Origin of the sequence: Acidovorax sp. Root568, from assembly GCF_001427445.1 — a bacterium.
GTDB classification, from domain to species: domain Bacteria; phylum Pseudomonadota; class Gammaproteobacteria; order Burkholderiales; family Burkholderiaceae_C; genus Acidovorax; species Acidovorax delafieldii.
The window spans coordinates 40,626-66,967 of the sequence record NZ_LMGP01000016.1; the positions used below are offsets into that span (position 1 = coordinate 40,626).

General features: G+C 66.7%; 22 protein-coding genes and 1 pseudogene. 13 read left to right on the forward strand and 10 right to left on the reverse strand.

Annotated features, from left to right (window positions below):
- Positions 1 to 3: 3 nt before the first annotated feature.
- From fdhF to apbC, 4 genes are all read right to left on the reverse strand, one after another.
- A complete protein-coding gene (gene fdhF, locus ASD75_RS14795) occupies positions 4 to 2,907 on the reverse strand; it encodes a formate dehydrogenase subunit alpha (RefSeq protein ID WP_056746766.1) in 2,904 nt (967 codons plus the stop codon).
- Positions 2,904 to 4,886 carry an NAD(P)H-dependent oxidoreductase subunit E gene (locus ASD75_RS14800; RefSeq protein WP_056746974.1) on the reverse strand — a complete coding sequence of 661 codons (1,983 nt, stop codon included), beginning with the start codon at positions 4,884 to 4,886 and terminating at the stop codon, positions 2,904 to 2,906. Before ASD75_RS14800 ends, fdhF begins: the two co-directional genes overlap by 4 nt.
- Before the next feature lie 192 nt (positions 4,887 to 5,078).
- Complete coding sequence (locus ASD75_RS14805; protein ID WP_056746767.1) at positions 5,079 to 6,035, reverse strand: LysR substrate-binding domain-containing protein; 957 nt, start codon at positions 6,033 to 6,035, stop codon at positions 5,079 to 5,081.
- 25 nt (positions 6,036 to 6,060) lie between these two features.
- On the reverse strand, positions 6,061 to 7,152 hold the full coding sequence (gene apbC, locus ASD75_RS14810) for an iron-sulfur cluster carrier protein ApbC (protein ID WP_056746768.1): 1,092 nt from the start codon (positions 7,150 to 7,152) through the stop codon (positions 6,061 to 6,063).
- Positions 7,153 to 7,272: 120 nt separating this feature from the next.
- On the opposite strand from apbC, the gene ASD75_RS14815 reads away from it, so the two are divergent.
- Complete coding sequence (locus ASD75_RS14815) at positions 7,273 to 7,845, forward strand: restriction endonuclease (protein WP_056746975.1); 573 nt, start codon at positions 7,273 to 7,275, stop codon at positions 7,843 to 7,845.
- A 371-nt stretch (positions 7,846 to 8,216) separates the two neighbouring features.
- Positions 8,217 to 9,488, forward strand: coding sequence for a patatin-like phospholipase family protein (locus tag ASD75_RS14820; RefSeq protein ID WP_056746769.1), 1,272 nt, complete (start codon positions 8,217 to 8,219; stop codon positions 9,486 to 9,488).
- A gap of 12 nt (positions 9,489 to 9,500) precedes the next feature.
- Here ASD75_RS14820 and ASD75_RS14825 read toward each other — a convergent pair whose 3' ends face one another.
- Positions 9,501 to 10,616 (reverse strand): SMP-30/gluconolactonase/LRE family protein, encoded by a 1,116-nt coding sequence (locus ASD75_RS14825; protein WP_056746770.1) that lies wholly within the window; start codon positions 10,614 to 10,616, stop codon positions 9,501 to 9,503.
- Positions 10,617 to 10,790: 174 nt separating this feature from the next.
- Here ASD75_RS14825 and metG point away from each other — a divergent pair, with 174 nt between their 5' ends.
- The gene (gene metG / locus ASD75_RS14830) at positions 10,791 to 12,890 is read left to right on the forward strand and encodes a methionine--tRNA ligase (protein WP_056746771.1); all 2,100 of its coding nucleotides are present in this window, start codon (positions 10,791 to 10,793) and stop codon (positions 12,888 to 12,890) included.
- A 115-nt stretch (positions 12,891 to 13,005) separates the two neighbouring features.
- On the opposite strand, the gene ASD75_RS14835 is transcribed toward metG, so the two are convergent.
- The 3 genes from ASD75_RS14835 to ASD75_RS14845 form a co-directional block, all read right to left on the reverse strand.
- Positions 13,006 to 15,342: a hypothetical protein gene (locus ASD75_RS14835; protein ID WP_082565038.1), complete on the reverse strand. Its 2,337-nt coding sequence runs from the start codon at positions 15,340 to 15,342 to the stop codon at positions 13,006 to 13,008.
- Positions 15,343 to 15,593: 251 nt separating this feature from the next.
- The gene (locus tag ASD75_RS14840) at positions 15,594 to 16,235 is read right to left on the reverse strand and encodes a YitT family protein (protein WP_056058586.1); all 642 of its coding nucleotides are present in this window, start codon (positions 16,233 to 16,235) and stop codon (positions 15,594 to 15,596) included.
- Between the two features lie 154 nt (positions 16,236 to 16,389).
- The gene (locus tag ASD75_RS14845) at positions 16,390 to 16,902 is read right to left on the reverse strand and encodes a hypothetical protein (RefSeq protein ID WP_056746773.1); all 513 of its coding nucleotides are present in this window, start codon (positions 16,900 to 16,902) and stop codon (positions 16,390 to 16,392) included.
- A 76-nt stretch (positions 16,903 to 16,978) separates the two neighbouring features.
- Between ASD75_RS14845 and ASD75_RS14850 the strand changes: the two genes are divergently transcribed.
- The 10 genes from ASD75_RS14850 to ASD75_RS14895 all read left to right on the forward strand — a co-directional run bounded on the left by ASD75_RS14850 (position 16,979) and on the right by ASD75_RS14895 (position 25,043).
- The gene (locus tag ASD75_RS14850) at positions 16,979 to 17,185 is read left to right on the forward strand and encodes a DUF3460 family protein (protein ID WP_056058580.1); all 207 of its coding nucleotides are present in this window, start codon (positions 16,979 to 16,981) and stop codon (positions 17,183 to 17,185) included.
- A 64-nt stretch (positions 17,186 to 17,249) separates the two neighbouring features.
- The gene (locus ASD75_RS14855) at positions 17,250 to 18,113 is read left to right on the forward strand and encodes a ScpA family protein (RefSeq protein WP_056058577.1); all 864 of its coding nucleotides are present in this window, start codon (positions 17,250 to 17,252) and stop codon (positions 18,111 to 18,113) included.
- Between the two features lie 65 nt (positions 18,114 to 18,178).
- On the forward strand, positions 18,179 to 19,765 hold the full coding sequence (nadB, locus tag ASD75_RS14860) for an L-aspartate oxidase (protein ID WP_056746774.1): 1,587 nt from the start codon (positions 18,179 to 18,181) through the stop codon (positions 19,763 to 19,765).
- A gap of 142 nt (positions 19,766 to 19,907) precedes the next feature.
- Positions 19,908 to 20,543: a 7-carboxy-7-deazaguanine synthase gene (queE, locus tag ASD75_RS14865; protein WP_056746775.1), complete on the forward strand. Its 636-nt coding sequence runs from the start codon at positions 19,908 to 19,910 to the stop codon at positions 20,541 to 20,543.
- A gap of 25 nt (positions 20,544 to 20,568) precedes the next feature.
- On the forward strand, positions 20,569 to 20,943 hold the full coding sequence (locus ASD75_RS14870; RefSeq protein ID WP_056058569.1) for a 6-carboxytetrahydropterin synthase: 375 nt from the start codon (positions 20,569 to 20,571) through the stop codon (positions 20,941 to 20,943).
- A gap of 67 nt (positions 20,944 to 21,010) precedes the next feature.
- Positions 21,011 to 21,391 (forward strand): aspartate 1-decarboxylase, encoded by a 381-nt coding sequence (gene panD / locus ASD75_RS14875; RefSeq protein WP_056746776.1) that lies wholly within the window; start codon positions 21,011 to 21,013, stop codon positions 21,389 to 21,391.
- Positions 21,392 to 21,393: 2 nt separating this feature from the next.
- Positions 21,394 to 22,719 (forward strand): adenosylmethionine--8-amino-7-oxononanoate transaminase, encoded by a 1,326-nt coding sequence (gene bioA, locus ASD75_RS14880; RefSeq protein WP_056746777.1) that lies wholly within the window; start codon positions 21,394 to 21,396, stop codon positions 22,717 to 22,719.
- The gene (gene bioD / locus ASD75_RS14885; RefSeq protein ID WP_056058559.1) at positions 22,719 to 23,390 is read left to right on the forward strand and encodes a dethiobiotin synthase; all 672 of its coding nucleotides are present in this window, start codon (positions 22,719 to 22,721) and stop codon (positions 23,388 to 23,390) included. The genes bioA and bioD overlap by 1 nt, the downstream gene beginning before the upstream one ends.
- A complete protein-coding gene (bioF, locus tag ASD75_RS14890; protein ID WP_056058556.1) occupies positions 23,387 to 24,607 on the forward strand; it encodes an 8-amino-7-oxononanoate synthase in 1,221 nt (406 codons plus the stop codon). Before bioD ends, bioF begins: the two co-directional genes overlap by 4 nt.
- Before the next feature lie 76 nt (positions 24,608 to 24,683).
- Entirely contained in the window at positions 24,684 to 25,043 is a 360-nt protein-coding gene (locus ASD75_RS14895) for a 5-carboxymethyl-2-hydroxymuconate Delta-isomerase (RefSeq protein ID WP_056058553.1), read from the forward strand.
- Positions 25,044 to 25,065: 22 nt separating this feature from the next.
- Here the strand turns inward: ASD75_RS14895 and ASD75_RS23400 are convergent.
- Positions 25,066 to 25,352 (reverse strand): annotated as a pseudogene (locus ASD75_RS23400) (SDR family oxidoreductase); the annotation flags it as partial.
- 194 nt (positions 25,353 to 25,546) lie between these two features.
- Positions 25,547 to 26,296 (reverse strand): hypothetical protein, encoded by a 750-nt coding sequence (locus ASD75_RS14900; protein ID WP_056746778.1) that lies wholly within the window; start codon positions 26,294 to 26,296, stop codon positions 25,547 to 25,549.
- Positions 26,297 to 26,342 lie beyond the last annotated feature (46 nt).

The window sequence follows — 26,342 nt, forward strand, 5'->3', positions numbered from 1 at the left end:
GTGTCAGCCCGGCACGCCAGTGGCCTGCATGACCTCCACCGCCACGGCGCAATATTTGAATTCGGGGATCTTGCCGAACGGGTCCAGCGCCGCGTTGGTGAGCAGATTGGCCGCCGCCTCCACATAGGCAAATGGCATGAACACCGTGCCGCGCGGCGTGCCATCGTCGCGGCGCACGCGCACCTGCACCATGCCGCGCCGCGAGCGGATGCCCACCAGCGCGCCGGGCGCCACGCCCAGCCGCGCCAGTTCGTCACCGTGCAGCGACGCGGTGGCCATGGGCTCGATCGCGTCCAGCACGGTGCTGCGCCGCGTCATGCTGCCGGTGTGCCAATGCTCCAGCTGGCGACCGGTGATGAGAACCAGGGGGTAGTCGGCATCGGGCTTCTCTGCCGCCGGGATCACGCTGGCGGGCACCAACTGCAGGCGGCCCGTGGGCGTGGGGAATTTTTCGGTGAAGACGATGGGCTGGCCCGGGTCGTCAGGCGTGAGACAGGGGTAGGTCACGCTGGAGTCGCGCGCGAGGCGGTCCCAGGTGATGCCCTCGATGCTGGCGTGCATGGCCTGGCGCATTTCGTCGTAGACAGCAGCCACGCCAGACTCCTCGCCTTCGTAGTTCCAGCCAAGCCCCATGCGCGCGGCGATCTGCTGGATGATCCACAGGTCCGGCTGCGCATCGCCCGGCGGATTGAGCGCGCGGCGGCCCATCTGCACCATGCGGTCGGTGTTGCTGGCGGTGCCGGTTTTTTCAGGCCAGGCGCTGGCGGGCAGCACCACGTCGGCCAGCCAGGCGGTCTCGGTCAGGAAGATGTCCTGCACCACCAGGTGTGACAGGCTGGCCAGCGCGTGGCGCGCGTGGTTCAGGTCGGGGTCGCTCATGGCGGGGTTCTCGCCCATGATGTACATGCCGCGCACCTTGTGCGGGTCGCTGTCAGGCGCCAAGGCCTTGTGCATGATCTCGACCACGGTGTAGCCCGGTGCCTCATCGAGCTTGGTGCCCCAGAAATCCTCAAACCACGCATGCGCCCCGGCGTTGTCCACCCGCTGGTAGTTGGGGAACATCATGGGGATGAGCCCCGCGTCGCTCGCGCCCTGCACGTTGTTCTGGCCGCGCAGCGGGTGCAGGCCGGAGCCGGGCTTGCCGATCTGGCCGGTGACGGCGCACAGCGCAATCAGGCAGCGCGCGTTGTCGGTGCCGTGCACGTGCTGGCTCACGCCCATGCCCCAGAGGATCATCGATGCCTTGGTGCTAGCAAAAGCCCGCGCCACCTCACGCAGCGTCTCGGCCGGGATGCCGCACACCGGGGCCATGGCCTCGGGGCTGCAACCCATCACGTTGGCCTTCAAGGCCTCGAAGTTGTTGGCGCGGTCGCGGATGAAGGCCTCATCCACCAGGCCTTCGTCGATCACCGTGTGGATCAGCGCGTTGAGCATGGCCACGTCGGTGTCGGCCTTGAACTGCAGCGTGCGCCAGGCATGGCGGCCAATGTCGGTGATGCGCGGGTCGGCCAGCACAATTTTGGCGCCACGCTTCGCCGCGTTCTTCATCCACGTGGCCGCCACCGGGTGGTTGGCCGTGGGGTTGGAGCCGATCACGAAGATCAGCTCGGCATGCTCCACGTCGTGCACCGGGTTGCTCACCGCGCCGGAGCCCACGCCTTCGAGCAGCGCGGCCACGCTGGACGCGTGGCACAGCCGGGTGCAGTGGTCCACGTTGTTGCTGCCAAAACCGGTGCGCACCAGCTTCTGGAACAGGTAGGCCTCTTCATTGCTGCCCTTGGCCGAGCCGAAGCCCGCCAGCGCCTTGGGGCCGTGCGTGTCGCGCAGCGACCTGAGCGTGCCGGCGGCCAGGCCCAGCGCCTCGTCCCAGGTCGCTTCGCGGAAGGTGTCGCGCCAGTCGGCACCGTAGGGGCGCACCTCCTTGGGCACACCGGGTTTGCGGATCAGCGGCACCGTGAGGCGGTCGGGGTGGTGGGCGTAGTCGAAACCGAAGCGCCCCTTCACGCACAGGCGGCCGTGGTTGGCCGGGCCGTCGCGGCCTTCGACGCTGATGATCTTTTCATCGCGCACGTTGTAGGTGATGAGGCAGCCCACGCCGCAGAACGGGCAGACCGAGTCGACCTTGCGGTCCACCTTTTGCGAGCCGACGTGCGTCTTGGGGCTGAGCGCGCCCGTGGGGCAGGCCTGCACACATTCGCCGCAGGCCACGCAGGTGCTCTCGGCCATGGGGTCATCCAGGTCGAAGACGATCTTGCTGTCGGCACCGCGCAGCGCGTAGCCGATCACATCGTTCACCTGTTCCTCGCGGCAGGCGCGCACGCAGCGGTTGCACTGGATGCAGGCATCCAGATTCACGGCCATGGCCGGATGGCTCAGATCGGGCGCGGGTTGCTCGCGGCGCAGGGCTTGGAGCGCGGGGCGCACGGTGACGCCCAGGCGGCTGGCCCAGCGGCTCAGCTCGCCGTGCTGGCCTACCGCTGGGGCAGTTCTTGAATCCAATGGGCCTGTAGCGCTAGATGGATATGCACTAACAGCTATCAATTCAGGAGCATATTCAACCCCATCGTTCCATTGGTAGCCCACGTCCGGCATGTCGGACAGCAGCATCTCCACCACCATCTGCTGGCTCTTGCGGGCGCGGGGGCTGGCGGCCTTCACCTTCATGCCCTCGGTCGGCGCGCGGCAGCAGCTGGGGGCCAGCGTGCGCTCGCCCGCGATCTCCACCACACAGGCGCGGCAGTTGCCGTCGGGGCGCAGGCCGTCGCTGTAGCACAGGTGCGGGATCTCCACGCCGTGGCGCTGCGCAGCCTTCAGGATGGTTTCGCCAGGATGGGCGGTGACGGGCTGTCCGTCCAGCTCGAAAGCCACGCCGGGCTGCGCTGCGGCAGAAGTCAACACGGCGCTCATGGCTTCACCCCGGTAGGCAGTTGTTCGGTCAGCGGGCTGTTACGCGGCTTGGGCAAATCGCCCGGCCAGGGCTCCTCGCCCACTTCGTGCGCAAAGTATTTGTGGATGCAGCGGATGGGGTTGGGCGCAGCCTGGCCCAGGCCGCAGATAGAGGCGTCGGCCATTACCTGTGCCAGATCGTCGAGCAGTTCTTCATCCCACTTCGGCGCTTGCATCAGCGTGGCCGCCTTGGCCGTGCCCACACGGCAGGGCGTGCACTGGCCGCAGCTTTCGTGTTCAAAAAAGCGCATCACGTTCAGCGCCGCGTCGCGCGCGCGGTCGTGCTGGCTGAGCACGATGACGGCGGCCGAGCCGATAAAGCAGCCGTACGGCTGCAACGTGTCGAAGTCCAGAGGAATCTGGTTCAGGCTGGCAGGCAGGATGCCGCCCGAGGCGCCGCCGGGCAGGTACGCATAGAGCTGGTGGCCGTCCCGCATGCCGCCGCAGTATTCGTCGATGAGTTCCTGCACCGTGATGCCCGCAGGCGCGAGCTTGACGCCAGGGTGCTTCACCCGGCCGCTCACGCTGAAACTGCGCAGGCCCTTGCGGCCGTGGCGGCCAAAGCTGGCAAACCACTGCGGCCCGCGCTCCACGATGTCGCGCACCCAGTACAGCGTCTCGAAGTTGTGCTCCAGCGTGGGCCGGCCGAACAGACCCACCTGCGCGATGTAGGGCGGGCGCATGCGGGGTTCGCCACGCTTGCCTTCGATGCTCTCGATCATGGCCGACTCTTCGCCGCAGATGTAGGCGCCCGCGCCGCGCCGCAGTTCGATGTGGGGCAGCGGGCATGGCGGATCGGCACGCAGGTCGTCCAAAGCCTGCTGCAGCAGCGCACGGCAGCCGTGGTATTCGTCTCGCAGGTAGATATAGATGGCCTCGGTGCCCACCACCTGGGCGGCAATGAGCACCCCTTCCAGAAAGCGGTGCGGGTCGCGCTCCAGATAAGTGCGGTCCTTGAAGGTGCCGGGCTCGCCCTCGTCGATGTTGACGGCCATCACGGCCGTGCCCGCACGCTCCCCCGCTTCGCGTGGTCCGCTGCCCCCCGAGGGGGCCGTCGCCTCGCTTGGGGCGGCCCGGCGCTCGGCGAGCGCGGCCTGCTCGCGCACGATGCGCCACTTGCGCCCGGCCGGAAAGCCTGCGCCCCCCAATCCGCGCAGGCCGGAGTCTTCCATGGCGGCCAGCACGGCCTCGGCGTCCATCTCGCCATTGACCAGCGCAGCGGCGGTCTGGTACCCGCCGTGGGCACGGTAGGTGGCCAGGTCGGTGTGTGCGGGGCTGATTCCATCCGGCTGCGCAGGCACGCTCGCCTCCACACACTCAGCAATATCAAAATTGATAGCACCTTGGGCATATGGATGTAGCGCTACCGCCCGATTGGGCTTTAAATCAACTGCTTCCAGCACCCCACCGACCGTGGCGTGGGGCACCGGGCACTGGTGCACCACCGCCACGGGCGCCTGCTCGCACCGGCCCACGCAGGGCACAGCCAACACCTGCACATCGCCCTGCCCGGCCGCGCGCAGGCGCTCGGGCAGCGCGGCCAGCAGGTCGCGGGCGCCCGCCATGCTGCAGCTCAGGCTGTCGCACACCCGCACCACCAGGCGGGGCGCCTGGGCCTCTTCACCACGCACGATCTCGAAGTGGTGGTAGAAGCTCGCCACCTCGTACACCTCGGCCATCGGCAGGTTCATCTGCTTGGCGAGTGCCACCAGGTGCCGGTCGTGCAGCACGCCAAAGTGGTCGTTCAGGCGGTGCAGGTATTCGATGAGCAGGTCACGCCGAAAGCCCGTGGCCGGGCGCGGGCCCAGCAGTTGCGCCACCTCGGCCATGGCCGCGTCTTCGGGCTGGCGGCCCTTGAGGCGGCTTTTGCGGCGGATGCGTTCGCGCATGTCGTTGACGGACACGGCGGCGACGGTGGGGGCTTCGGGGGCAAGGTGCATGGACCGGGGGCGTGGGGCGTTGATCTGGTTGTATGCAGGCACCTGCATAGGGTGCCCGGGCCGCCGCAGTGTCGGCCACGGGCGCCTGCGGCGTCAAATTGCCGATGCACATGGGTCGATCACAAAAACAAATGAAACGGCCGTTTTTGCAACTGCCCATGAATCACCCGCCGCAACCCGTGCGGTCAGCGCTCAATCGGCGACCAGAAGCCCACTGTGTGCTGCAGCGTGCTGCAGCCAGTCGGGGTCCTGCGCCAGTGCCAGCGCTGCATCGAGGGCGCGGGTGGGCTGCACCTGCCGGTGCGACATGAATCCGATGGGGGTGGTCAGCACCGGGCCCTTGAGCGGCAGGGCCTCCAGCCCCTCATGGCCGCGCACGGCATCGACCAGCGCCCCGGGCAGGACGCTGCACAACTGGCCCGCCACCACGCTCAACGCCAGGGTCAGCACCGAATCGGTTTCCATGGCGGGCATGACCGTGGCGCCTGCCGCGCGGAAGGCGCCATCGACCAGGCTGCGGTTGTGCATCTCCGGGGTGAGCAGGCACAGCGGCAGCGCCGCCGCATCGGCCCAGGCCATGGGTGGGCCGATCTGCAGTCCACGCGCCGGGCCCTGGGGCGGGCGCGCTACGCGGCGCAGCAGAAAGTAGTGCTCGACATACTGCGGCCAGGCCCGCAGCGGGCCGCCGCGTGCGGGCATGCGCTCGGTGTAGCCCAGCGCCAGGTCCAGCGAAATGTTTTCCAGCCCGGCCTCCAGCGCCTGCGAGCTCATCGACAGCGCCACCGGCACGATGCCCGGGTGCCGCGCCTGCAGCTGCGCCGCAAACCGCGCGAGGATGGGCATGGCCGTGGGCACGGCGCCCAGGCGCAGCGTGCCGCGCGGGTGGGCGGCGTCGCCGCTCAAGTCCTGCTGCAGCACCTGGTGCTCGTGCAGCATGCGCTGGGCGGATGCCAGTACACGCTCACCCTCGGGCGTGAAGCCCTCGAAGCTGCGCCCCCGGCGCACCACCACCACACCAAACTCCTTTTCCAGCGCACGCAGCGCGTTGGAGAGCGCCGGCTGCGTGATGTGGCAGGCCTGCGCCGCCCGGCCAAAGTGCCGGTGCTCGTGCAGCGCCACCAGGTAGCGCAGGGACGCGAGCAGGTTCATGGCGCGGTGGGGCGACTCGGGAGGATCAGGTGTTCTTGCTGATCGAGATGGTGGGGAATTTGTTCGAGAAGTCCTTGGCCTGCTGGGCGATCTTCACCGCCACATCGCGCGCCACCTTCTTGTAGATCTTGGCCACGTCCCCGTCCGGGTCGGCCACCACGGTGGGCTTGCCGCTGTCGGCCTGCAGGCGGATGCTCATGTCCAGCGGCAGCGCGCCCAGGTAGTCCATGTGGTATTCGGCCGCCATCTTCTTGCCGCCGTCGGCGCCAAAGATGTGCTCCACATGGCCGCAGTTGCTGCACACATGGGCTGCCATGTTCTCGACGATGCCCAGGATGGGCACACCCACCTTCTCGAACATCTTGATGCCCTTCTTGGCGTCCAGCAGCGCGATGTCCTGCGGTGTGGTCACGATCACGGCGCCGGTCATGGGCACGCGCTGGCTCAGCGTGAGCTGGATGTCGCCAGTGCCGGGCGGCATGTCGATGATGAGGTAGTCGAGGTCTTTCCAGTTGGTCTGGCGCAAGAGCTGCTCCAGCGCCTGGGTGGCCATGGGGCCGCGCCAGATCATGGCTTCGTCCTGGTCCACCAGGAAGCCGATGGACATGACCTGCACGCCGTAGTTTTCGAGCGGCTCCATGGTCTTGCCGTCGTCGCTTTCAGGGCGGCGGTTGATGCCCAGCATCATGGGCTGGCTGGGGCCGTAGATGTCGGCGTCGAGCACGCCCACACTGGCACCTTCGGCAGCCAGGGCCAGGGCCAGGTTGGCGGCCGTGGTGCTCTTGCCCACGCCGCCCTTGCCCGAGGCCACGGCGATGATGTTCTTGACCTGGGGCAAGAGCTGCACGCCGCGCTGCACCGCATGGGCGATGACCTTGGTGGTGATGTTGACCGACACGTTGTCCACGCCCGCCACGCCCTTGGCGGCGGCCACCAGGCTGCGGCGCAGCTCGGGCACCAGGCTCTTGGCGGGGTAGCCCAGTTCCACGTCAAACGCCACGTCGCCACCGGTGATCTGCAGGTTGCGCAGGGCGCGGCTGCTGACAAAATCCTTGCCCGTATGGGGGTCCAGCACGCTGGAAAGTGCGGCCAAAAGGCCCTGTTCGGTGACTGCCATTCAAATAACTCCTGTGGGGCCGGTAGTCTATTCCCAAGCTCCCGCCCCATGCCGCTGAAGGACAATGCGCACCGCATTGCATCGTCGCTCTCTCCAAAAAGGCCTCCCGTGAAATTCAAGATGTCCGAAAACTCCCTGTTTGCCGTCCTGCTGCGCTCGCCGTGGTGGATCAGCTTTGTGGTGGTGGGCCTCATCACGCTGGCGGCCGGGGCGTTGTTGCCCAAGGAGTACTTTGTCGTAGGCGCGCTGGCAGGGTTCCCCATCTTTGTGGTGGGCTGCATCGCAGCCTGGAAGCAACTGCGCGCGCCCAACCCCGCCAAGGTGGTGGAGATGCTGGAGGCCGTGGGCAGCATGCCCTGGCGCAGCTTCGCCGACACCCTGGCCACCGCCTGGGAACGCGCGGGCTACAGCGTGGAGCGCCTGACCGGCAGCAACGCCACCGGGGCCGACATGCGCCTGAGCCAGGGCGGCAAGACCACGCTGGTCAGCGCCAAGCGCTGGAAGGCCGCTACCCACGGGGTGGAGCCCCTGCGGGAGCTGCACACGGCCATGACCGCTGCCGATGCGTCGGCGGGCGTTTACGTGGCCGCCCTGGGCCAGGTCAGCGAGAACGCCCAGGCGTTTGCCCGGGAGCACGGCATCGTGGTGCTGCAAGGTGACGCGGTGGCGCAACTGCTGCTCAAGCAGCGTTAAGAACCTGTTCACAGTCTTTTTGGAGTTGCACAAGTGCCTTGCCGGGAGGGGATGCAAGGCGCGGGGCGCTGCCAATAGCCCGTGCTATTGGCAAGCTTTGCTCCGCCGCAGACCGCCCGGCAAGGCACTTGCCCGAAGGGTTGGAGTGAAATCGGGCGATTGGACGCCCCGGCCGCTTGCATGGGCATGAGCCCATGCGGCGCATCCGAAGCATCCACTCCTCCCGATTGCACTCCAATGTAATCTCCAAAAAGACTGTGAACAGGTTCTAAGACCACCCCCTGTGGGGTGGCCCGCACATGCGGGTTTTCCCACATGAGCTGCGCCCGGGCGCCCCTCCACACTGGGAGCCTTACACCGCCCCACCGTCCATGCCCCCCACAACCCCTACCGCAGCCCCTGGCAACGTAGCTGCCACACCCGCCACGGGCCTGCTGCTGACCGGCGGCGGTGCCCGCGCTGCCTACCAGGTGGGCGTGCTGGAAGCCATTGCCGACCTGCGCCAGGCCTGTGGCGAAGGCGGCGGCCCCAACCCCTTTCCCATCATCACCGGCACCTCGGCGGGGGCCATCAACGCAGCCGCCCTGGCCTGCGGAGCCGACCACTTTGACCGTGCGGTGCGCCGCATTGCACGCGTGTGGCGGCAGTTCCATGCCAGCCAGGTGTATGGCGCCGACTCGCTCAGCGTGATGCGCAGCGGCGCGCGCTGGCTCACGCTGGTGTCGCTGGGCTGGGCGCTGGCACGCTGGCGGCGCATGCGGCCGCGCTCGCTGCTGGACAACTCGCCACTGGAGAAGCTGCTGGTCAAGATGGTGCCCCTGGTGCGCCTGCCCCGGCTGATCCGCAAGGGGCATCTCACCGCGCTCGCCGTGACGGCGTCCAGCTACAGCTCGGGCGAGCACGTCACCTTTTTTGAAGCGGCCACGCCCGTCAAGCCCTGGGTGCGCTCCCAGCGCAAGGCGGCCAGCGACCGCATCACGCACGAGCATCTGCTCGCGTCGTCGGCCATTCCCTTCATCTTTCCAGCCAAGGGCATCGAGGTGGATGAGCACATCGAATACTTCGGCGATGGCTCCATGCGCCAGTCGGCGCCTATTGCTCCGGCCATCCATCTGGGGGCCGAGCGCATCCTGGTGATCGGCGCGGGCCGCATGCACGAGCCCAAGGGCGATGCCGCCGCCAACCCCACGGCCACCTACCCCACGCTGGCGCAGATCGCGGGGCATGCGCTGTCCAACATCTTTCTGGATGCGCTGGCGGTGGACGTGGAGCGCGTGCAGCGCATCAACCAGACCCTGTCGCTGATCCCCGAAGAAAAGCGCCTGCATAGCGCGCTGCGCCCCATAGAGCTGCTGGTGATCGCCCCCTCGCAGCGCCTGGACGCCGTGGCTGCGCGCCATGTGGGCGATCTGCCGGGCCCCGTGCGCACCATGCTGGGCGCCCTGGGGGTCACGTCCAACATGGCCGATGTGCGCGGCGCGGCGCTGGCTAGCTACCTGCTGTTCGAGTCCGGCTACACGCAGGAGCTGATGGCCCTGGGCCGGGCCGACACCCTGGCCATGCGGTCCGAGGTGTGCCAATTTTTTGGATGGACGGATACCGGTGCCGAGGTGCGGACGAAGCACCACGGAGCGGAGGACTGAACCGCTGACCCCCTACGGTTTGGGCAACCAGCCCAGGCCGTGTGCGTGCAGGCTTTGCACGTAAAGCCGGTCGGCCGTCTCGGTGATGGCCGTGGTCTCGGGGTAGGCGCCGCTCGGGTCCTGCAGGTCGGCCACCACCTTGCCATCGTCGGTGAACGCGATCACGTGGCCGTAGGGCTGGGGAATGGGCCAGAGCGCGCGCGGCAGGCGCAGGGTCAGGCTGCGCAGCCAGGGCTTGCCCGCCATGTTGTCGATGGCGGCTCCGCGTGGCTTGGCAAAGCCCAGCCACACCTTGCCGTCCTGCCCGCGCATCAGGTTGTCGGGGTAACCGGGCAGGTTGTCGAGCAGCACGCGGGCCTGGGGGCTGGTCTGGCCAATGTCGAGGTCATTCGCATCCACCGCAATCTTCCACACCCGGTATTTGCCGGTTTCGTTGACGAACAGGCTTTTCTCGTCCTGACTCAGCGCCACGCCGTTGGCAAAGCTGATGCCCCGGGCGACCACGCGTGCGGTGCGGGTGGCGGGGTCGTATTCGATCACCCGGCCCGTGCTGGCCTGCTCCAGGATGTCGAGCACACTGGCCTCAAACGTACCGCCCCAGTCCTTAGGGGCAAACCGGGTGGAGGCATCGCTCAGGTACATCTTTCCGCTTTGGGCCACCACCACGGCGTCGGCATAGCGGATGGGGTCGTTGCCCACCTTGTCGGCCAGCACGGTGACCTTGCCATCGGGCGCAATGGACAGCAGGCCCTTGATGGCATCGGCCGCGATCAGGTGGCCCGCCGCATCGAAGTCGAACCCCAGCACCCGCCCGCCGGTGTTGGCAAACACCTCCTGACCCGAGCCGTCGGGGTTCATGCGCAAAATGTTGCCGCTGAGCACGGTGGTGTAGAGCTTGCCGTCCTTGCCAAAGGCGATGTGCTCGGGGCCCACCTCGTCTTTGAGGTCGATGATGTTCAGCTGGGCCAGACGCTGGTTGGGAGCGTGCACGCCCTGGTAGCCAGGGGCGGCAGGTGCAGTCCAGGCCAACGGCTGAATGGGCACAGGCCACGTTGCCAGATAGGCAGCCACCACCAATATCGCGCCACCCACGCCCCACCCCACCCGTGTTGCCCATGTTCTGGCCATGTGTTGTCTCCTCATGATTATTTGACTGCGGGGCATTGTGGCGCCGTCAGAGGCTGGCGCACAGGCCACGGCTGGCACCTGCGCGACCGGGCCTATCCGGTGCAGCGCCTGCAGCGGTCAAGGACACTGCCGACCGCCTAAAATCACGGGTTCCGCCTGAGAAAGCCGCATTCCATGACGACCTCCGCCCGCAAACTCTTCGTTACCACCGCCCTGCCCTATGCCAACGGCAACTTCCACATCGGCCACATCATGGAATACATCCAGGCCGACATCTGGGTGCGGTACCAGCGCATGCAGGGCCACGCGGTGAACTTTGTGGGGGCCGACGACACCCACGGCGCGCCCATCATGATTGCCGCCGAAAAGGCCGGCAAGACGCCCCAGCAGTTCGTGGCCGACATTGCTGCCGGCCGCAAGCAGTACCTGGACGGTTTTCACATCAGCTTTGACAACTGGCACAGCACCGATGCGCCCGAAAACCACGAGCTGGCCCGCCAGATCTACCGCGACCTGCGCGACCGTGCGGATGGCTCGCTCATTGAAGTGCGCACCATCGAGCAGTTCTTCGACCCCGAGAAGAACATGTTCCTGCCCGACCGCTACATCAAGGGCGAATGCCCCAAGTGCCACGCCAAGGACCAGTACGGCGACAACTGCGAGGTGTGCGGCACGGTGTACGCGCCCACCGACCTCATCAACCCCTTCTCAGCCCTGTCGGGTGCCAAGCCCGAGCTGAAGAATTCGGAGCACTTCTTCTTCAAGCTGTCGGACCCACGCTGCGTGGAGTTCCTGGAGAACTGGACGCAGGACGGCAAGCTGCAGCCCGAGGTGGCCAACAAGATCAAGGAGTGGTTCACCGTCCGCACCAACCCCGACGGCACCACCAGCGAAGGCCTGGGCGACTGGGACATCAGCCGCGACGCGCCCTACTTCGGCATCGAGATCCCCGACGCGCCCGGCAAATACTTCTACGTGTGGCTGGACGCGCCCGTGGGCTACCTCGCGTCGCTTAAGAACCTGCTGGAAAAGCGCGGCGAAAGCTACGACGCCTACATGGCCGACCCGGCCATGGAACAGTACCACTTCATCGGCAAGGACATCGTCACCTTCCATACGCTGTTCTGGCCCGCCATGCTGCACTTCAGCGGCCGCAAGACGCCCAACAACGTGTTTGTGCACGGCTTTTTGACCGTGAACAACGGCGAGAAGATGAGCAAGAGCCGGGGCACGGGCCTGGACCCGCTCAAGTACCTGAGCCTGAACATGAATGCCGAATGGCTGCGCTACTACCTGGCGGCCAAACTGAGCGCACGCAACGAGGACATCGACTTCAATGCCGAAGACTTCATGCTGCGGGTGAACAGCGATTTGATCGGCAAGTACGTGAACATTGCCAGCCGGGCGGCGGGCTTCTTGACCAAGCGCTTTGACGGCAAGCTGACCGACCAATTTGGCACCACGGGCGCGGCCCTGCTGGCCGAGGTGCGCGGTGCCAGCGACGCCATCGCGCAGATGTACGAAACGCGGGAATACAGCAAGGCCACGCGCGAGATCATGCTGCTGGCCGACAAGGTCAACGCCTATGTGGACCAGAACAAGCCCTGGGATCTGGCCAAGGACGCTGCCAACAACCAGGCCCTGCACCAGGTGTGCTCGGTGCTGGTCAACGCCTTTGCCACGCTCACCCGCTACCTGGCCCCCGTGCTGCCGGGCCTGGCCCAGGCGGTGCAAGGCTTTGTGGGCGTGAACATGCAGCAGTGGAACGTGGCGGGCGACGTGCAGGCCATCCAGCCCTACCAGCACCTGATGCAGCGCGTCACCCCCGAGCAGCTTGAGGCCTTGTTTGAGGCCCCAGCGCAAGCAGAGCAAGCGCCAGCAGCTACAGAAACCGTAGCAGCCAACTCCCATCCTGGTGGCGAAGAACTCGCCCCCACCATCACCATCGACGACTTCACCAAGATCGACCTGCGCATTGCGCTGATCGTGAACTGCGAGCCGGTCGAGGGCTCCACCAAACTGCTGCGCCTGACGCTGGACGTGGGCGAAGGCCGCACGCGCAACGTGTTCAGCGGCATTGCCAGCGCTTACAAGCCCGAAGACCTGGTGGGCAAGCACACCGTGATGGTGGCCAACCTCGCCCCGCGCAAGATGAAGTTTGGCGTGAGCGAAGGCATGGTGCTGGCCGCCAGCCATGGTGACGAAAAGGCCAACCCCGGCATCTACGTGCTCAACCCCTGGCCGGGCGCCACGCCCGGCATGCGGGTGCGGTAAGGCGTGCAACGCTCATAGACAAAGCAACCGTCGAGGATGCGAGCGGTGCTGAGCCCCTCGCCATTCGCTGATAGCGGAAGGGGCGGCATGTTGACTGCCACCCTTCATCCAGTTTTCAGTACAGGTACACCGCGCCCGCGTTGGTGCTGCTTTCGTCCGACTGATTGCCTCCAACGCCAGTCGATCCACTGTCTTCAGTGGATGCCCCCACGGCCAGGGTAGTGCCGTCACCCGATATCGCCACACGGCCACCGAACCGGTCCCCAGCGCCCGTATTGGGTGCCTTCAGGTAGGCTTGTTGCGCCCAGGTGCCCGCGCTGCGGCGGAACACCAGCACAGCGCCCGCATCCGCAGCGGCGGTGTTGGCCTGGTCGCCATTGAATCCGCGCGCATTGCTGTCGTCGCGGTACGACGGCACCACCAGCGTGTTGCCGTCGCTGGACATCGCCAAGTTGTTGCCAAACCGGTGGGGGGTGCGGGTGTTGGAGGCTTTCAGGTACGCCTGCGACTGCCAGACGCCACCTGCGCGAATGAACACAAACACCGCGCCAGAGTTGAGTGCCAGGGTGTTGCGCGGTGGCGGCACGACGAAGGTGCCTGTGTAGTTGCTGCTGTCTCCATCCATGCCAACCGCCAGCGTGTTGCCGTCGCCTGACAGGATGACCGACACACCGAAGCGGTCCTGCGCTTGGGGACTGGGGGCCTTCAGATAGGCCTGCTGCGACCATGCCCCCGCATTGCGCTGGAACACATAAGCCGCACCGGCATTGGTCAATGTGTCGTCCGCAGGATCACTCGCCAAGGCGCTGCGCTCAAAGAACGCACCCACCGCCAGGGTGTCGCCCGTGCCCGACAGGCTGAGGTAGATGCCGAAGAAATCTCCCGCACCGGCGTTGGCGGCCTTGAGGTAGCTTTGCTGTGCCCAGCTGGTGCCCGTGCGGGCAAAGACGTAGGCGGCCCCGGACGCAGCATAGGCTGCATTGCCGTGTGTTCCGGTCAGGTCACCATCCTCGTTATAGGCCCCCACCGCCAGGGTGTTGCCGTCGTTCGAGAGGGCTACGAATGAACCGAAAAGATCGTCGGCATCCGCGTTGCTCGCCTTGACGAATGCCTGCTGCGACCAGACGGCGCCCGTGCGGGAATAGACATAGACGGCGCCTGAGTTGCTGGCCAGGTTGTTGGTGGCGGGCATCGTCGCAAACGTGCCCTTCTGGTCGCCGCTCTCGCCATCCGCGCCGATGGCCAGCGTGTTGCCGTCGGCAGACAGCGCCACGGCATTGCCAAAATAATCGTTGGCCTCGCCGTTGGGGGCGGCAATGCGCGCCTGCTGCGACCACATGGCGCCACTCTTCGTGAAGACGTACACCGCGCCGGTGTTGCCTCCCTCGCCATAGGCCCCCACGGCCAAGGTGGTGCCGTTGCTGGACAAGGCCACGCGGTTGCCAAAGCGGCCTTCGGCGGTGGTCGCCGGCGCCTTGAAGTACCCAATGGCACGCACCAAGTCGACCGCTACAGACGTCGACGGGGCGCTGCAACCACCCGCATTGCAGGCCTGCACGGTGTAGGTGGCATTCAGCCGCAGGTGCAGCAGCACCGGTACTGCATAGGTCAGCCCTGTGGTGGCGGTGGACCCGATCTGCACGGGTGTCAGCGGGCCTGCGCCATCCGGGTCCTCGTACACCGTGTAGCTGGTTGCACCCGGCGCCGAAGTCCACGAAAAGATCAGCGCCTTCGTCCCGTAGCCAATGCCCAGGCCACCCGGCGCCGGAGGAGCTGGCGGCGGTGGGGGCGGTGGCGGAGGCGGCGTATAGATCGTGCTGCAAAGCACCCTCACCTGGGTGACCGGCGCCACGGCGACTCCAGTGCCAGCTTCGACCGTACAGGCCTGATCCACAGGCTGCGCATACACCGTGACCGCATAGGCGCTACCGTGAGGCACCGGCGATTCAAACCGGAAAGCGCCGTTCTCAGTCAGCAGCAAATCTGCAGCGCCATTCAGCCGCAGCCTCAGGCCCCCCACAAGGCCCGTAACGGCCCCACCCACCACATAGGTGTTGGTGGTACAGGTCACCAGGATGTTGGTGACCGGGCCCGTCACCACACCCGAGCCGTTTTCCACCACGCAGGTCTGCCCCACCGGCTGGGTGCGCACAACAATGTTGTAAGCCTGCCCCTGCGCAACGTTGGTGACGTAACTGCCGCTGGCCGTGATGCTCACTTCCGCACCCGTTCCGTTGGCGAGTACCAGCGTTCCCGTCAGCCCCGTCACCGTGCCCCCCACCGGATGCTGCACCACGGCGGGCGGTGGTGGGGGAGGCGGTGGCTCGGCAGAGTCCCCACCACCGCCGCCGCAAGCTGCCAGGGCGCCTGCCATGACCAGAGGCAACGCCCATGCCGCACCGGCAAGCCTCGCACGCAGGGCCTCGGCCATGGCAGAAAAATTTCGATACATCAAGGGTTCTCCGGGTCTGTGAACTGCATGGACACTTCAACCCCTCGGGAGGCACGAACGGGTCCGACTCCCTCGCGCGGGTGCAGGCGGGGTGCCTGGAACTCTATGGCGGGAGAACGCGCAAGCGCACCCCACTGAAGCAGGGTTGACGCAGAGAATGGAATGGCACCGTAGCGTTTGGCGGGACTCAGAACCCCGGGGTCTTGTTCAACCGACGAGACTGTCAGCCACCGCGCTGGCGGCTGTCTCGCTCAATGGCCCACGTAGCGCCCTGGCCGGTGGCTGATCCACAAGAACCCGCTCATCACCAGCACCGCCAGCACCGAATACGCCACACGGTCTACCGGCACCACCCACAGTGCGAGCAGCACGACGGTGCCATCGATCATCATCTGCACCTTGCCCGCACGCATGCCGTAGCGGCCTTGCAGGTACAGCGACACCACGGTGGCCCCGCCCAGGCTGGAGCGGTGGCGTGCCAGGAACAGGCAGCCCGTGCCCAGCAGCAGCCCGCCCAGCAACGAGGCGAACAGCGGGTTCAGGTAGTCCACATGCATCACGTGCGGGAACAGCTCGGTCAGCAGCGACAGCAGGCCCACGCAGACAAAGGTCTTGATCGTGAACTCGCGCCCCATGCGCGTCCAGGCAAACCAGTAGAACGGCAGGTTGACCACAAAGAACAGCTTGCCGAACGAAATGCCGGTGACGTAGTGCAGCAAGAACGCCGCACCCGCCGTGCCGCCCACCAGCAGCCCCGCCTGGTTGAACAGCATGAGCGCCATGGCCACGAACAGGGTGCCCGCAAACAGGGCCTGGGCGTCTTCAAAGGTGCCATGGCGCAGGGCGGATAGCGGCGGTGCAGCGTCGTGGGCGGGGGGCTGGGTATCGGGCATGGGCGTTCAGCGTTGGGGTGCGTGGCAAAGGCGCGGGGGCTTTCCGCCGGTGGAGTGCTGGGCACTTGGGGACAGTCCGGCGCGCGTCCAGCGTTCAATCTGCAAGATGAGAAGCAAGCAACGCGCCAGTGTGCGCAGGTGTGCGCAGGCGCCGCTACTTGCCGCCCTTGAACTCGGGCGCCTCTGTGTCCGCACCCTTCTGCGTGCGCAGCACGAACTGGTCGGGCCCATAGACCACCGTGAAGACCTTGGACTGGTTGGGTGCCTCCAGGTAGCGCCAGTCGGCCCAGGTCTCCTTTTTCAGCTCGTAGGGCGTGACTTTGGCGGGCTTGCCCAGCAGGCGGCGCACCTCGTCCATGCGCATGCCGGGCGACACACGCGCAAAGGTCTCGGGCGTCAGCACCTGGCGCAGCGCGGTCATGCGGCCGTCGGGGCCGATGGTGATCATGTAGTTGACCTGGCCGGCAGGCTGGCGGTTGTACTCGAAGGTGCGCGCGCCACCGGGCTCGTTCCACACGTTCTCGGGGGCGCCGAAGCGGTCGCGCACGTCGGCTTCGGTCGAAACGCCCTCCTTGAGTTCGCTGATGCGTTGCGGATCGCAGGCGGCAAGCACCAGCAGGGAAAAAGTGGCAGCCGCCAGGGCGGCCGAGCGATATATCAAGCGCATAAATTCGTCCCGGTAAAATCTTGGACCTTCGGTGCATCACTGTGCCTGACGCGTTCCAAGAAAGAGTTCACAGTCCATGTCTATTTTCCGCCGCCCCGACTACCAATCCGACGCCACCCAGTTCATCAACCAGCTCAAGGCGAGCCGTCCCGAACTGGACCAGCAGCAACAAGCCGGCCGTGCCCTGCTGTGGGACAAGCAGGTGGACCGCAAGATCTGGGGCGAGTACCGCGACGCCCAGGTGGCCCAGAAGCCCTACGTGTACCAGACCAACGCCGATTGAGCATCTTTTGAGCCGCAAGCGCAGGTATTTATTGCGCTGATAGCTCCTGATTCAATAGCAAACCATGACCACTGCGAACGCAGCCGAAGCGGCAGACTCGCCCGGCGCGCCCTCGCTGGACGCGGCGGGCATGCCCGTGGTGGTGGACCAGGTGGCCTTGGCCCGCCTGTACGGCGAACCGCTGTTTGCGCTGCCGCAGGACCTGTACATCCCGCCCGACGCGCTCGAAGTCTTCCTCGAAGCCTTTGAAGGCCCGCTGGATTTGCTGCTGTACCTGATCCGCAAGCAGAATTTCAACATCCTCGACATCCCCATGGTGGGGGTGACCAAGCAGTACTTGGCGTATGTGGACGAGATCCGCAGCCGCAACCTGGAACTGGCGGCCGAGTATTTGCTGATGGCTGCCATGCTGATCGAGATCAAGTCACGCATGCTGCTGCCGCCCAAGAAGCAGGCAGAAGGCGAAGAACCCGAAGACCCACGCGCCGAGCTGGTGCGCCGCCTGCTCGAATACGAACAGATGAAGATGGCTGCCGCCCGCCTGGGGCAGATGCCGCAATATGGCCGCGACTTCCTGAAAGCCCAGGTCTACATCGAGCAAAGCCTGCAGCCGCGTTTTCCCGACGTGCATGTGGTGGAGCTGCAGGAGGCCTGGCGCGACATCCTGAAGCGCGCCAAGCTGGTACAGCACCACCGGATCACGCGCGAGGAACTGAGCGTGCGCGAATACATGAGCATGGTGCTCAAGACCCTGCAGGGCCGGCGTTTTGTGGAGTTTGAAGAACTCTTCGAGCCCGAAAAAGGCAGCACCGTGCTGGTGGTGACCTTCATTGCGCTGCTGGAGCTGGCCAAAGAGACGCTGATCGAGATCACGCAGGCCGAAGCGTTTGCGCCCATCTACGTGCGCCTGGCCTACACGCCGGCCTAGGGCCGCCTTCCACTGTTCACCGCCCTGGCCGGTGGCCGTGGCATTACCCCCTTCACACGCAAGCCATGGCATCCCACGACTTCGACGTTCTCATCGTAGGCAGCGGCCTCGCCGGCCTCTCGGCCGCCCTGCACCTGGCGCCCACCCACCGCGTGGCCGTCATCACCAAGCGCACGCTGCAAGATGGATCGAGCGGCTGGGCCCAGGGCGGTATTGCCGCCGTGCTGGCCGACGACGACAGCTTTGCTGCCCACATCGAAGACACGCTGGTGGCCGGCGCAGGCCTGTGCGACCTGGCCACCACGCGCTTTGTGGTGGAAAACGCACCCGCATCGATCGCCTGGCTGCGCCAGCTGGGCGTGCCCTTCACGCTCGAAGGCGACCAGTTGCACCTCACGCGCGAAGGCGGCCACAGCGCGCGCCGCATTGCCCACGTAACCGACGCCACCGGCGCGGCCGTGCAGCGCACGCTGATCGACGTGGTGCGCGCCACGCCCGGCATCACGCTGTTCGAGCACCACACGCTGGTGGACCTGATCACCACGCGCAAGCTGGGCTTGCCGGGTAACCGCTGCCTGGGGCTGTATGCGCTGGACAGCGACACCGACGAGGTCGTCACCTTCCGCGCGCAACAAACCATCCTGGCCACGGGCGGCGCAGGCAAGGTGTACCTGTACACCACCAACCCCGACACCGCCACGGGCGACGGCATTGCAGCCGCCTGGCGCGCGGGCTGCCGCGTAGCGAACATGGAATTCATCCAGTTCCACCCCACGGGCCTGTACCACCCGCACGAAAAATCCTTCCTCATCAGCGAGGCGGTGCGCGGCGAGGGTGGCAAGCTGCTGCTGCCCCCCTCGGCGGGTGGCACGCGCTTCATGCTCGACCACGACCCGCGCGCCGAACTGGCCCCGCGCGACGTGGTGGCCCGCGCCATCGACTTCGAGATGAAAAAACACGGCCTCGATTGCGTGCACCTCGACATCTCGCACCAGAGCCCCGCGTTTTTGCAAGAGCACTTCCCCAACATCCTGGCCCACTGCGCGTCGCTGGGCATCGACATCACGAAGGAGCCCATCCCGGTGGTGCCCACCGCCCACTTCACCTGTGGCGGCGTGCTGACCGACCTGGCGGGCCGCACCGACCTGCCCGGCCTATACGCCGTGGGCGAGGTGGCCTGCACCGGCCTGCACGGCGCCAACCGCCTGGCCAGCAACTCGCTGCTCGAATGCATGGTGTTTGCACGCGCCGCCGCGCAGGCCATCGCCGCAGCGCCGACCACAGAACTGCCCACCGTGCCCGCCTGGGACGACAGCCGCGTGACCGATGCGGATGAATCCGTCGTCATCTCCCACAACTGGGACGAGCTGCGCCGCTTCATGTGGGACTACGTGGGCATCGTGCGCACCAACAAGCGCCTGGAGCGCGCCGCGCACCGCATTGCGATGCTGCAGGGCGAGATCCAGGAGTTCTACGCACACTTCCACGTCACGCGCGACCTGCTGGAGCTGCGCAACCTGGTGCAGGTGGCCGACCTCATCGTGAAAAGCGCCCAGCTGCGCCGCGAAAGCCGGGGCCTGCATTTCAGCCGCGACTACCCCGAGGTGGCAGCGCCTGCCGCCCCCACCATCCTTGTTCCACCGGTGAAATGAAACACCCCCTGAGTCGCTTCGCGCCTTCCCCCTCAAGGGGGACGACACCCTCACTGCGGGACGGCCCTTGCTCGGTGTCCCTCGCCCTGGCCGCGCCAGTTGTATGGGCTGATGCCTCAGCACACCACGCGCAAGGACACTCATGACATATAGCGTCAAAGAAATTTTCTACACCCTGCAAGGCGAAGGCGGCCAGGCGGGCACGCCCGCCGTGTTCTGCCGTTTTGCAGGCTGCAACCTCTGGACGGGCCGCGAGCAGGACCGCGCGCAGGCCATCTGCCAGTTCTGCGACACCGACTTTGTGGGCACCGACGGCACGCTGGGCGGCAAGTTCGAAACGGCCACGGCACTCGCTGAGCTGATCGCCGCCCAATGGCCTGCAGGCGCGGGCCACCGCCTGGTGGTGCTGACCGGTGGCGAGCCCCTGCTGCAGGTCGATGCGGCGCTGATCGACGCGCTGCACGCCCAGCAGTTCCGCATCGCCGTCGAAAGCAACGGTACGGTTGCCGCCCCCGAGGGCATCGACTGGTTGTGCATCAGCCCCAAGGCCGGTGCCCCGTGGGTGCAGCGCAGCGGGCAGGAGTTGAAACTGGTCTGGCCCCAGCCCGGCTTTGACCTGCAGGCGCTGGAGCAGGACACGCAGTTCACCCACCGCTTTCTGCAGCCCATGGACGGTCTGCTGCAGCGCCAGAACACTGCTGCCTGCATTGACGCCTGCCTGGCCCACCCTGCATGGCGATTGAGCCTGCAAACCCACAAGCTCACCGGCATCCGGTGACGCGGTTTTCTTTTCTGGTTCCCGTATGTTGTTCACCATCTCCCAGCGCTTTTTCTTCGACGCCGCCCACACCCTGCGCCGCGAGATCGAGGCCGAAGGCAGCCGTCGCGTACACGGCCACACCTACCACGCCGAAGTGTTCCTGACCGGCCCGCGCGACCCCGCCACAGGCATGGTGCTGGACCTGGGCCTGCTGCGCCAGGGCCTGGCCGTGGTGCGCGAGCAGCTGGACCACCACATGCTCGACGAGGTGCCCGGCCTGGGCACACCCACGCTGGAGAACCTGTGCCTGTTCATCGCCCAGGCACTGCCCGCCGACCTGCGCGCCAGCCTGAGCCGCGTGCGCGTGTGGCGCGAGGCGCTGGGCGACAGCTGCGCGCTGGACTTTCCACAGCCCTGACCGGCCATGGCCCTGCCACCGGCAGGCCACCCTCCACAAGTTCACAGACTTCACCCAAGGAAGCCCGATGTTCCGCACCCTGCTCAAATCCAAGATCCACCGCGTGGCCGTGACCCAGTGCGAGCTGCACTACGAAGGCTCCTGCGCCATCGACGAAGACCTGCTGGACGCCGCCAACATCGCAGAGAACGAGCAGATCCACATCTGGAACATCAACAACGGCGAGCGCTTTGTCACCTATGCCATCAAGGGCCAGCGCGGCAGCGGCATGATCTCGGTGAACGGCTCGGCCGCACGCCGTGCTGCAGTGGGCGATCTCATCATCATTGCGGCCTTCGCCCAGGTGCACGAAGACCAGGTGGTCACGCACCAGCCGCAACTGGTGTTTGTGGACGACCACAACCGCCAGACGGAACTGCGCCACGCAGTGCCCACGCAGGCCCTGTAACGATGGCGCCGACCCATGACGCTCTGGTGGCCCGCAGCCTGGCTGCCGTTTGGCACCCGTGCACCCAGATGAAGCGGCACGAGGCCCAGCCTCCCGTGGCGATTGCCCGCGCGCGGGGCCCGTGGCTCTACGGCACCGATGGGAAGCGCTACCTGGACGGCATCAGCTCCTGGTGGGTCAACCTGTTCGGCCACAGCCACCCACACATCCAGGCCGCGCTGGTGGACCAGTTGGGCCAGCTGGACCATGTGATGCTGGCGGGCTTCACCCATGCGCCCGTGGTGGAGCTGTCCGAGCGCCTGGCCGCCCTCACCGGCCTGGGCCATGCGTTCTACGGCAGCGACGGCGCAGCCGCCACCGAGATCGCCCTGAAGATGAGCGCGCACTACTGGCGCAACACCGGTCGCCCTGCCAAGAGCCGCTTTGTGGGTCTGGCCGGTGGCTACCACGGCGAAACCGTGGGCGCGCTGGCCGTGACCGACATTGCGATCTTTCGCGAAGCCTATGCGCCGCTGGTGCGCCTGGCCGACACCGTGCCCAGCCCTGATGCACGCGGTGCGGCACCGGGGGAGACCGCCCAGGACGTGGCCCGACGCGCCGCTGCCGCGCTGGAAGCATGGCTGCAGAAGCACCATGCCACCACAGCTGCACTCATCGTCGAGCCCCTGGTGCAATGCGCGGCCGGCATGGCGATGCACGACCCCGAATACCTGCGCCTGGCACGTGCGCTGTGCAGCCGCTACGAGGTGCACCTGGTGGTAGACGAAATCGCCGTGGGCTTTGGCCGCACGGGCACCATGTTCGCCCACCAGCAGGCCGGAATCCGGCCGGATTTCATTTGCCTGTCCAAAGGCCTCACGGGCGGCACACTGCCGCTGTCGGCCGTGCTCACCACCGATGCGGTGTACGCCGCGTTCTACGACGACGATGTGGCGCGGGGCTTTCTGCATTCGCACTCCTACACCGGCAACCCGCTGGCCTGCCGCGCGGCGCTGGCCACGCTGGAACTGTTTGAGCAACTGGATGCACTGAAAACCAACAAGGCACTGGCGCAGCGCATCGATGTGGCCTGTGCACCCCTCACGCAGCACCCGCGTGTGCGGTATACACGGCGGCTGGGAATGATCTGGGCCTGGGATGTAGACACTACCCTGCCCGACTTTGCGCGCCGTTACCACCAGCACGCCATGGCACGCGGATTGGTACTGCGACCCATTGGCAAAACGCTGTACGCCATGCCGCCCTATGCGCTCGACGACGAGGCCGTCCAGTGCCTTGCCAGCGGCGCGCTTGATGCGCTGAACGCCACCCTGCAGGAGGAAAGTTGATGATGGGATGTTTTGTGACCGGCACCGACACCGGTGTCGGCAAGACGCTGGTGTCCGCCGGGCTGCTACACGCTCTGGCGCGCCACCACCGCCGCGTGGTGGGCATGAAGCCCGTGGCGGCTGGCCTGGTGCCCTGGGGGGACGACTGGGCCAGTGAAGACGCGATTGCGCTGCGCTCGGCCTCTACCCTGGCCGTGCCGCCATCGCTGGACAACCCCGTGCTACTGCCCGACCCGCTCTCGCCCCACATCGCCGCGGCGCGGGCGGGTGTGCAGATCGACATCGCTGCCATCGTCGCCAGCTACCAAACGCTGGCCGCTCAGGCCGACGCCGTGGTGGTGGAAGGAGCAGGCGGCTTTCATGTGCCGCTCACCGATACGCTGACTGGCGCAGACCTTGCCCAGGCCCTGGCCTTGCCGGTGGTGCTGGTGGTGGGTTTGCGGCTGGGCTGCCTGAACCATGCGTTGCTGACCGCCGAGGCCATCCGTGCGCGGGGCCTCACGCTGGCGGGCTGGGTGGCCAACCGCGTGGACCCCGACATGGAGGCGGTGGAGGACAACATTGCCTACCTGCGCACCCGGCTGGGTGCACCGCTGCTGGCCGATGTGCCGCACCAGGAGCTACCCGAACCCGGCAGCCTGGTGTTTGATTTGCCCAAGGACTGGCGATGACAAGCGCCACGGCACCACAAACGTCGTGGCTCGACGAGATCCCCGCGCGCCTGGCCGACATCGAACGCGCCCACCTGCTGCGCCGCCGCCGTGTGGTGCAGCCCGCCGGCGGTGCCCGCCTGCTGGTGGACGGCCGGCCCATGCTGGCCTTTTGCAGCAACGACTACCTGGGCCTGGCCGGCCACCCTGCGCTGGCCGAAGCCGCGCGCGAGGCCACACACCACTATGGCGTGGGCTCGGGCGGCTCGCCGCTGGTCAGCGGCCACAGCGCTGCCAACGATGCGCTGGAGCACGATCTGGCGGCCTATGTACAACTGCCCCGGGCCCTGTACTTCTACGCGGGCTATGCCACCAACACCGGCATCATCCCCGCGCTGGTGGGTGACGGCGATGCGCTGTTCTCCGATGCACTCAACCACGCCTGCCTGATCGACGGTGCCCGACTGTCGCGCGCCACCATCCACCGCTATCCCCACGCCGACCTGGCAGCGCTGGAAGCGCAGCTTGCCGCCAGCCCCGCTCGGCGCAAGCTGGTGATCAGCGATGCGGTGTTCAGCATGGACGGCGATCTCATCGACATCCCAGCCCTGCTCGCGCTGTGTGAGCGCTACGACGCGCTGTTGTTGCTGGACGATGCCCACGGCTTTGGCGTGCTGGGCCCCCAGGGGCGCGGCAGCCTGGCACAGGCGGGGCTGACGAGCCCCCACGCCTCGCACCGCGTGCTGTACATGGCCACGCTGGGCAAGGCAGCGGGCGTGGCGGGCGCTTTTGTGGCCGGCGATGCAGCCCTCATCGAATGGCTGCTGCAAAAAACGCGCACCTACATCTTTGCCACCGCCGCGCCACCGCTGCTGGCGAGCGCACTGCGCCAAAGCCTGCGGATCATGGAGGCGGCCGACGACCGGCGTGCACATCTGGACGGACTCATCGCGCAACTGCGCCAAGGCCTGTCCACATTGCCTGCATCGCTGGGCTGGCACCTGCTGCCGTCGCACACCCCCGTGCAGGCCCTGATCATCGGCAGCAACGAAGCGGCGCTGGCGGTGATGGAAGGCCTGCGCGCCAAAGGACTGTGGGTGCCTGCCATCCGCCCGCCCACCGTGCCAGCGGGCACGGCGCGGCTGCGCATTGCGCTGTCCGCCGCGCACACCACCGACGATGTGGCGCAACTGCTGGCCGCGCTGCATGCGCTGGCGACACCGTTGATGAGTCGCTGACAAGCCGCAGTACCATGCACAGCCCAGGCGCCCTGCCAATGCAGGCCCTCCCCTATCCTTCCAGCGAGACGATTCCATGCCCCACCTGACCATCGAATACTCGGCCAACCTGCCCCACTACCCCGAAGCCGAAACCTTGACGGCCCTGAACTCCGCCCTGTGCGCACATCCCCAGGTGCAGGACGAGGCCGACCTGAAGACGCGCTTCATCGTGGCCGACAGCTTCGAGATCGGCATCGCGCCCGCCAACCGCGCCTTTGTGCACGCACAACTGCGCCTGCTGTCAGGCCGCACGCCCGAGGCCAAGAAGGAGCTGTCCGACCTCATTGCCGCGGTACTGCGCGAGCGCACCCCCAAGCCCCAGGGCGTGATGGTGCAATTGAGCGTGGAGATCGTCGATATGGACCGGGGCTCGTACGCCAAAGAGCGGCTCTGACGCTGCGCTCCTGCCCCCCGCCTCAGGCCCCGTCGCCTGCGTTGCCGGTGATCGGCTGCAGGATGCCCGTGATGTAGCTGGAGCAACACGGGGCCGCCAGGAACACGCCGGCGGGCGAAATCTCCTCGGGTTGCATCGGGCAGTCCAGACGTGTTGTGACGCCAACCTTTTCCACCTCTTTGGCCGGGCGCTCCGCCGGGATCCGCGGTGCCCACACCGGCCCAGGCGCCACCGCTTTCACGCGGATTCCCCGGTCGGCAAGTTATGCGCCAGCCCCTGGGTAAAGGCATGGATCGCACCCTTGGTGGCCGGGAGCGAAGGGGTCGGAGGCGGTCACAGCGGAATGTCTTTCTGCCGAGAGGCGCTTCAGGTAAACCGGAGCCAAAAAAGGGGCGCCTGGGCTTCCAGGCCAGTGCGCCCACGGCGGTACGGACGGCGAGTTCAACGACCGGGCCGGGACAGTACACACTGCCCCGGCCCGGCCGCGTCAGTCGCAGCAACGGTCAGCTGGCATCCTTGGACTTGCCGGTGTTGCCCTGGTTGCCGCCAGACGCAGTGCTGGATGCGCTCTGGGAGCCCGCACCTTTCTGGTTCTGCTGGCCGGGCTGCTGCTGACCCGAACTGCCGCTGGTGCGGCTGGAGCGCCACTGGCTGAAGTCATCCGAGAACTTCTGGTAGCGCTCCTTGCGCCAGCTGTCGTAGTCGTCATCCAGCGTGCGCAGTTGCTCGTCGCGCCACTGCTGGTAGTCGGGATCGCGGTGGCCCCGGCTCTGCTGGGCGGGCGGTGCATTGCGGGTGAAGCCATAGGCGTTGCCATAGCCACCCTGGCCGCGTTCATCATCGCGATAGGGCGAGGCAAAGCGCCCTTCGTCATCGCGAAAACCCTGGCTCTCGTACGGGGCTCCCCAGGCCTGGTGCTGACGGCCGGGGCCGTTGTCGTAGCCCGAGCGGCCCTGAGGCCCATGCGCGCCGAAACCTTCGCGCCCCGAGCGCGGATAGCCCTGCGATTCGCCACGGCTGCGGTTCAGGCCGTACTGGCCATAACGTTCGTGGCCATAGCGTTCTTGCTCATAGCGGTCGCTGCGGTCATTGCGGTTCTCGAACTCCTGGCGGTAACCGCCAGGGCTGCTGCCGCGATGGTCTTCGCTGCCGTAGCCCTGGTGGTCACCGCGCTCGGTAAAGCGCATGTCGTCGGCATCGCGGCCCATGCCATGGCGGGAAAAGTTGCTGTCGTCGCTGTCTCTGTAGCCCATGGTGTTCTCCTTGCGGTCAATGGGAATATCAAAAGTTGAAAGTGAA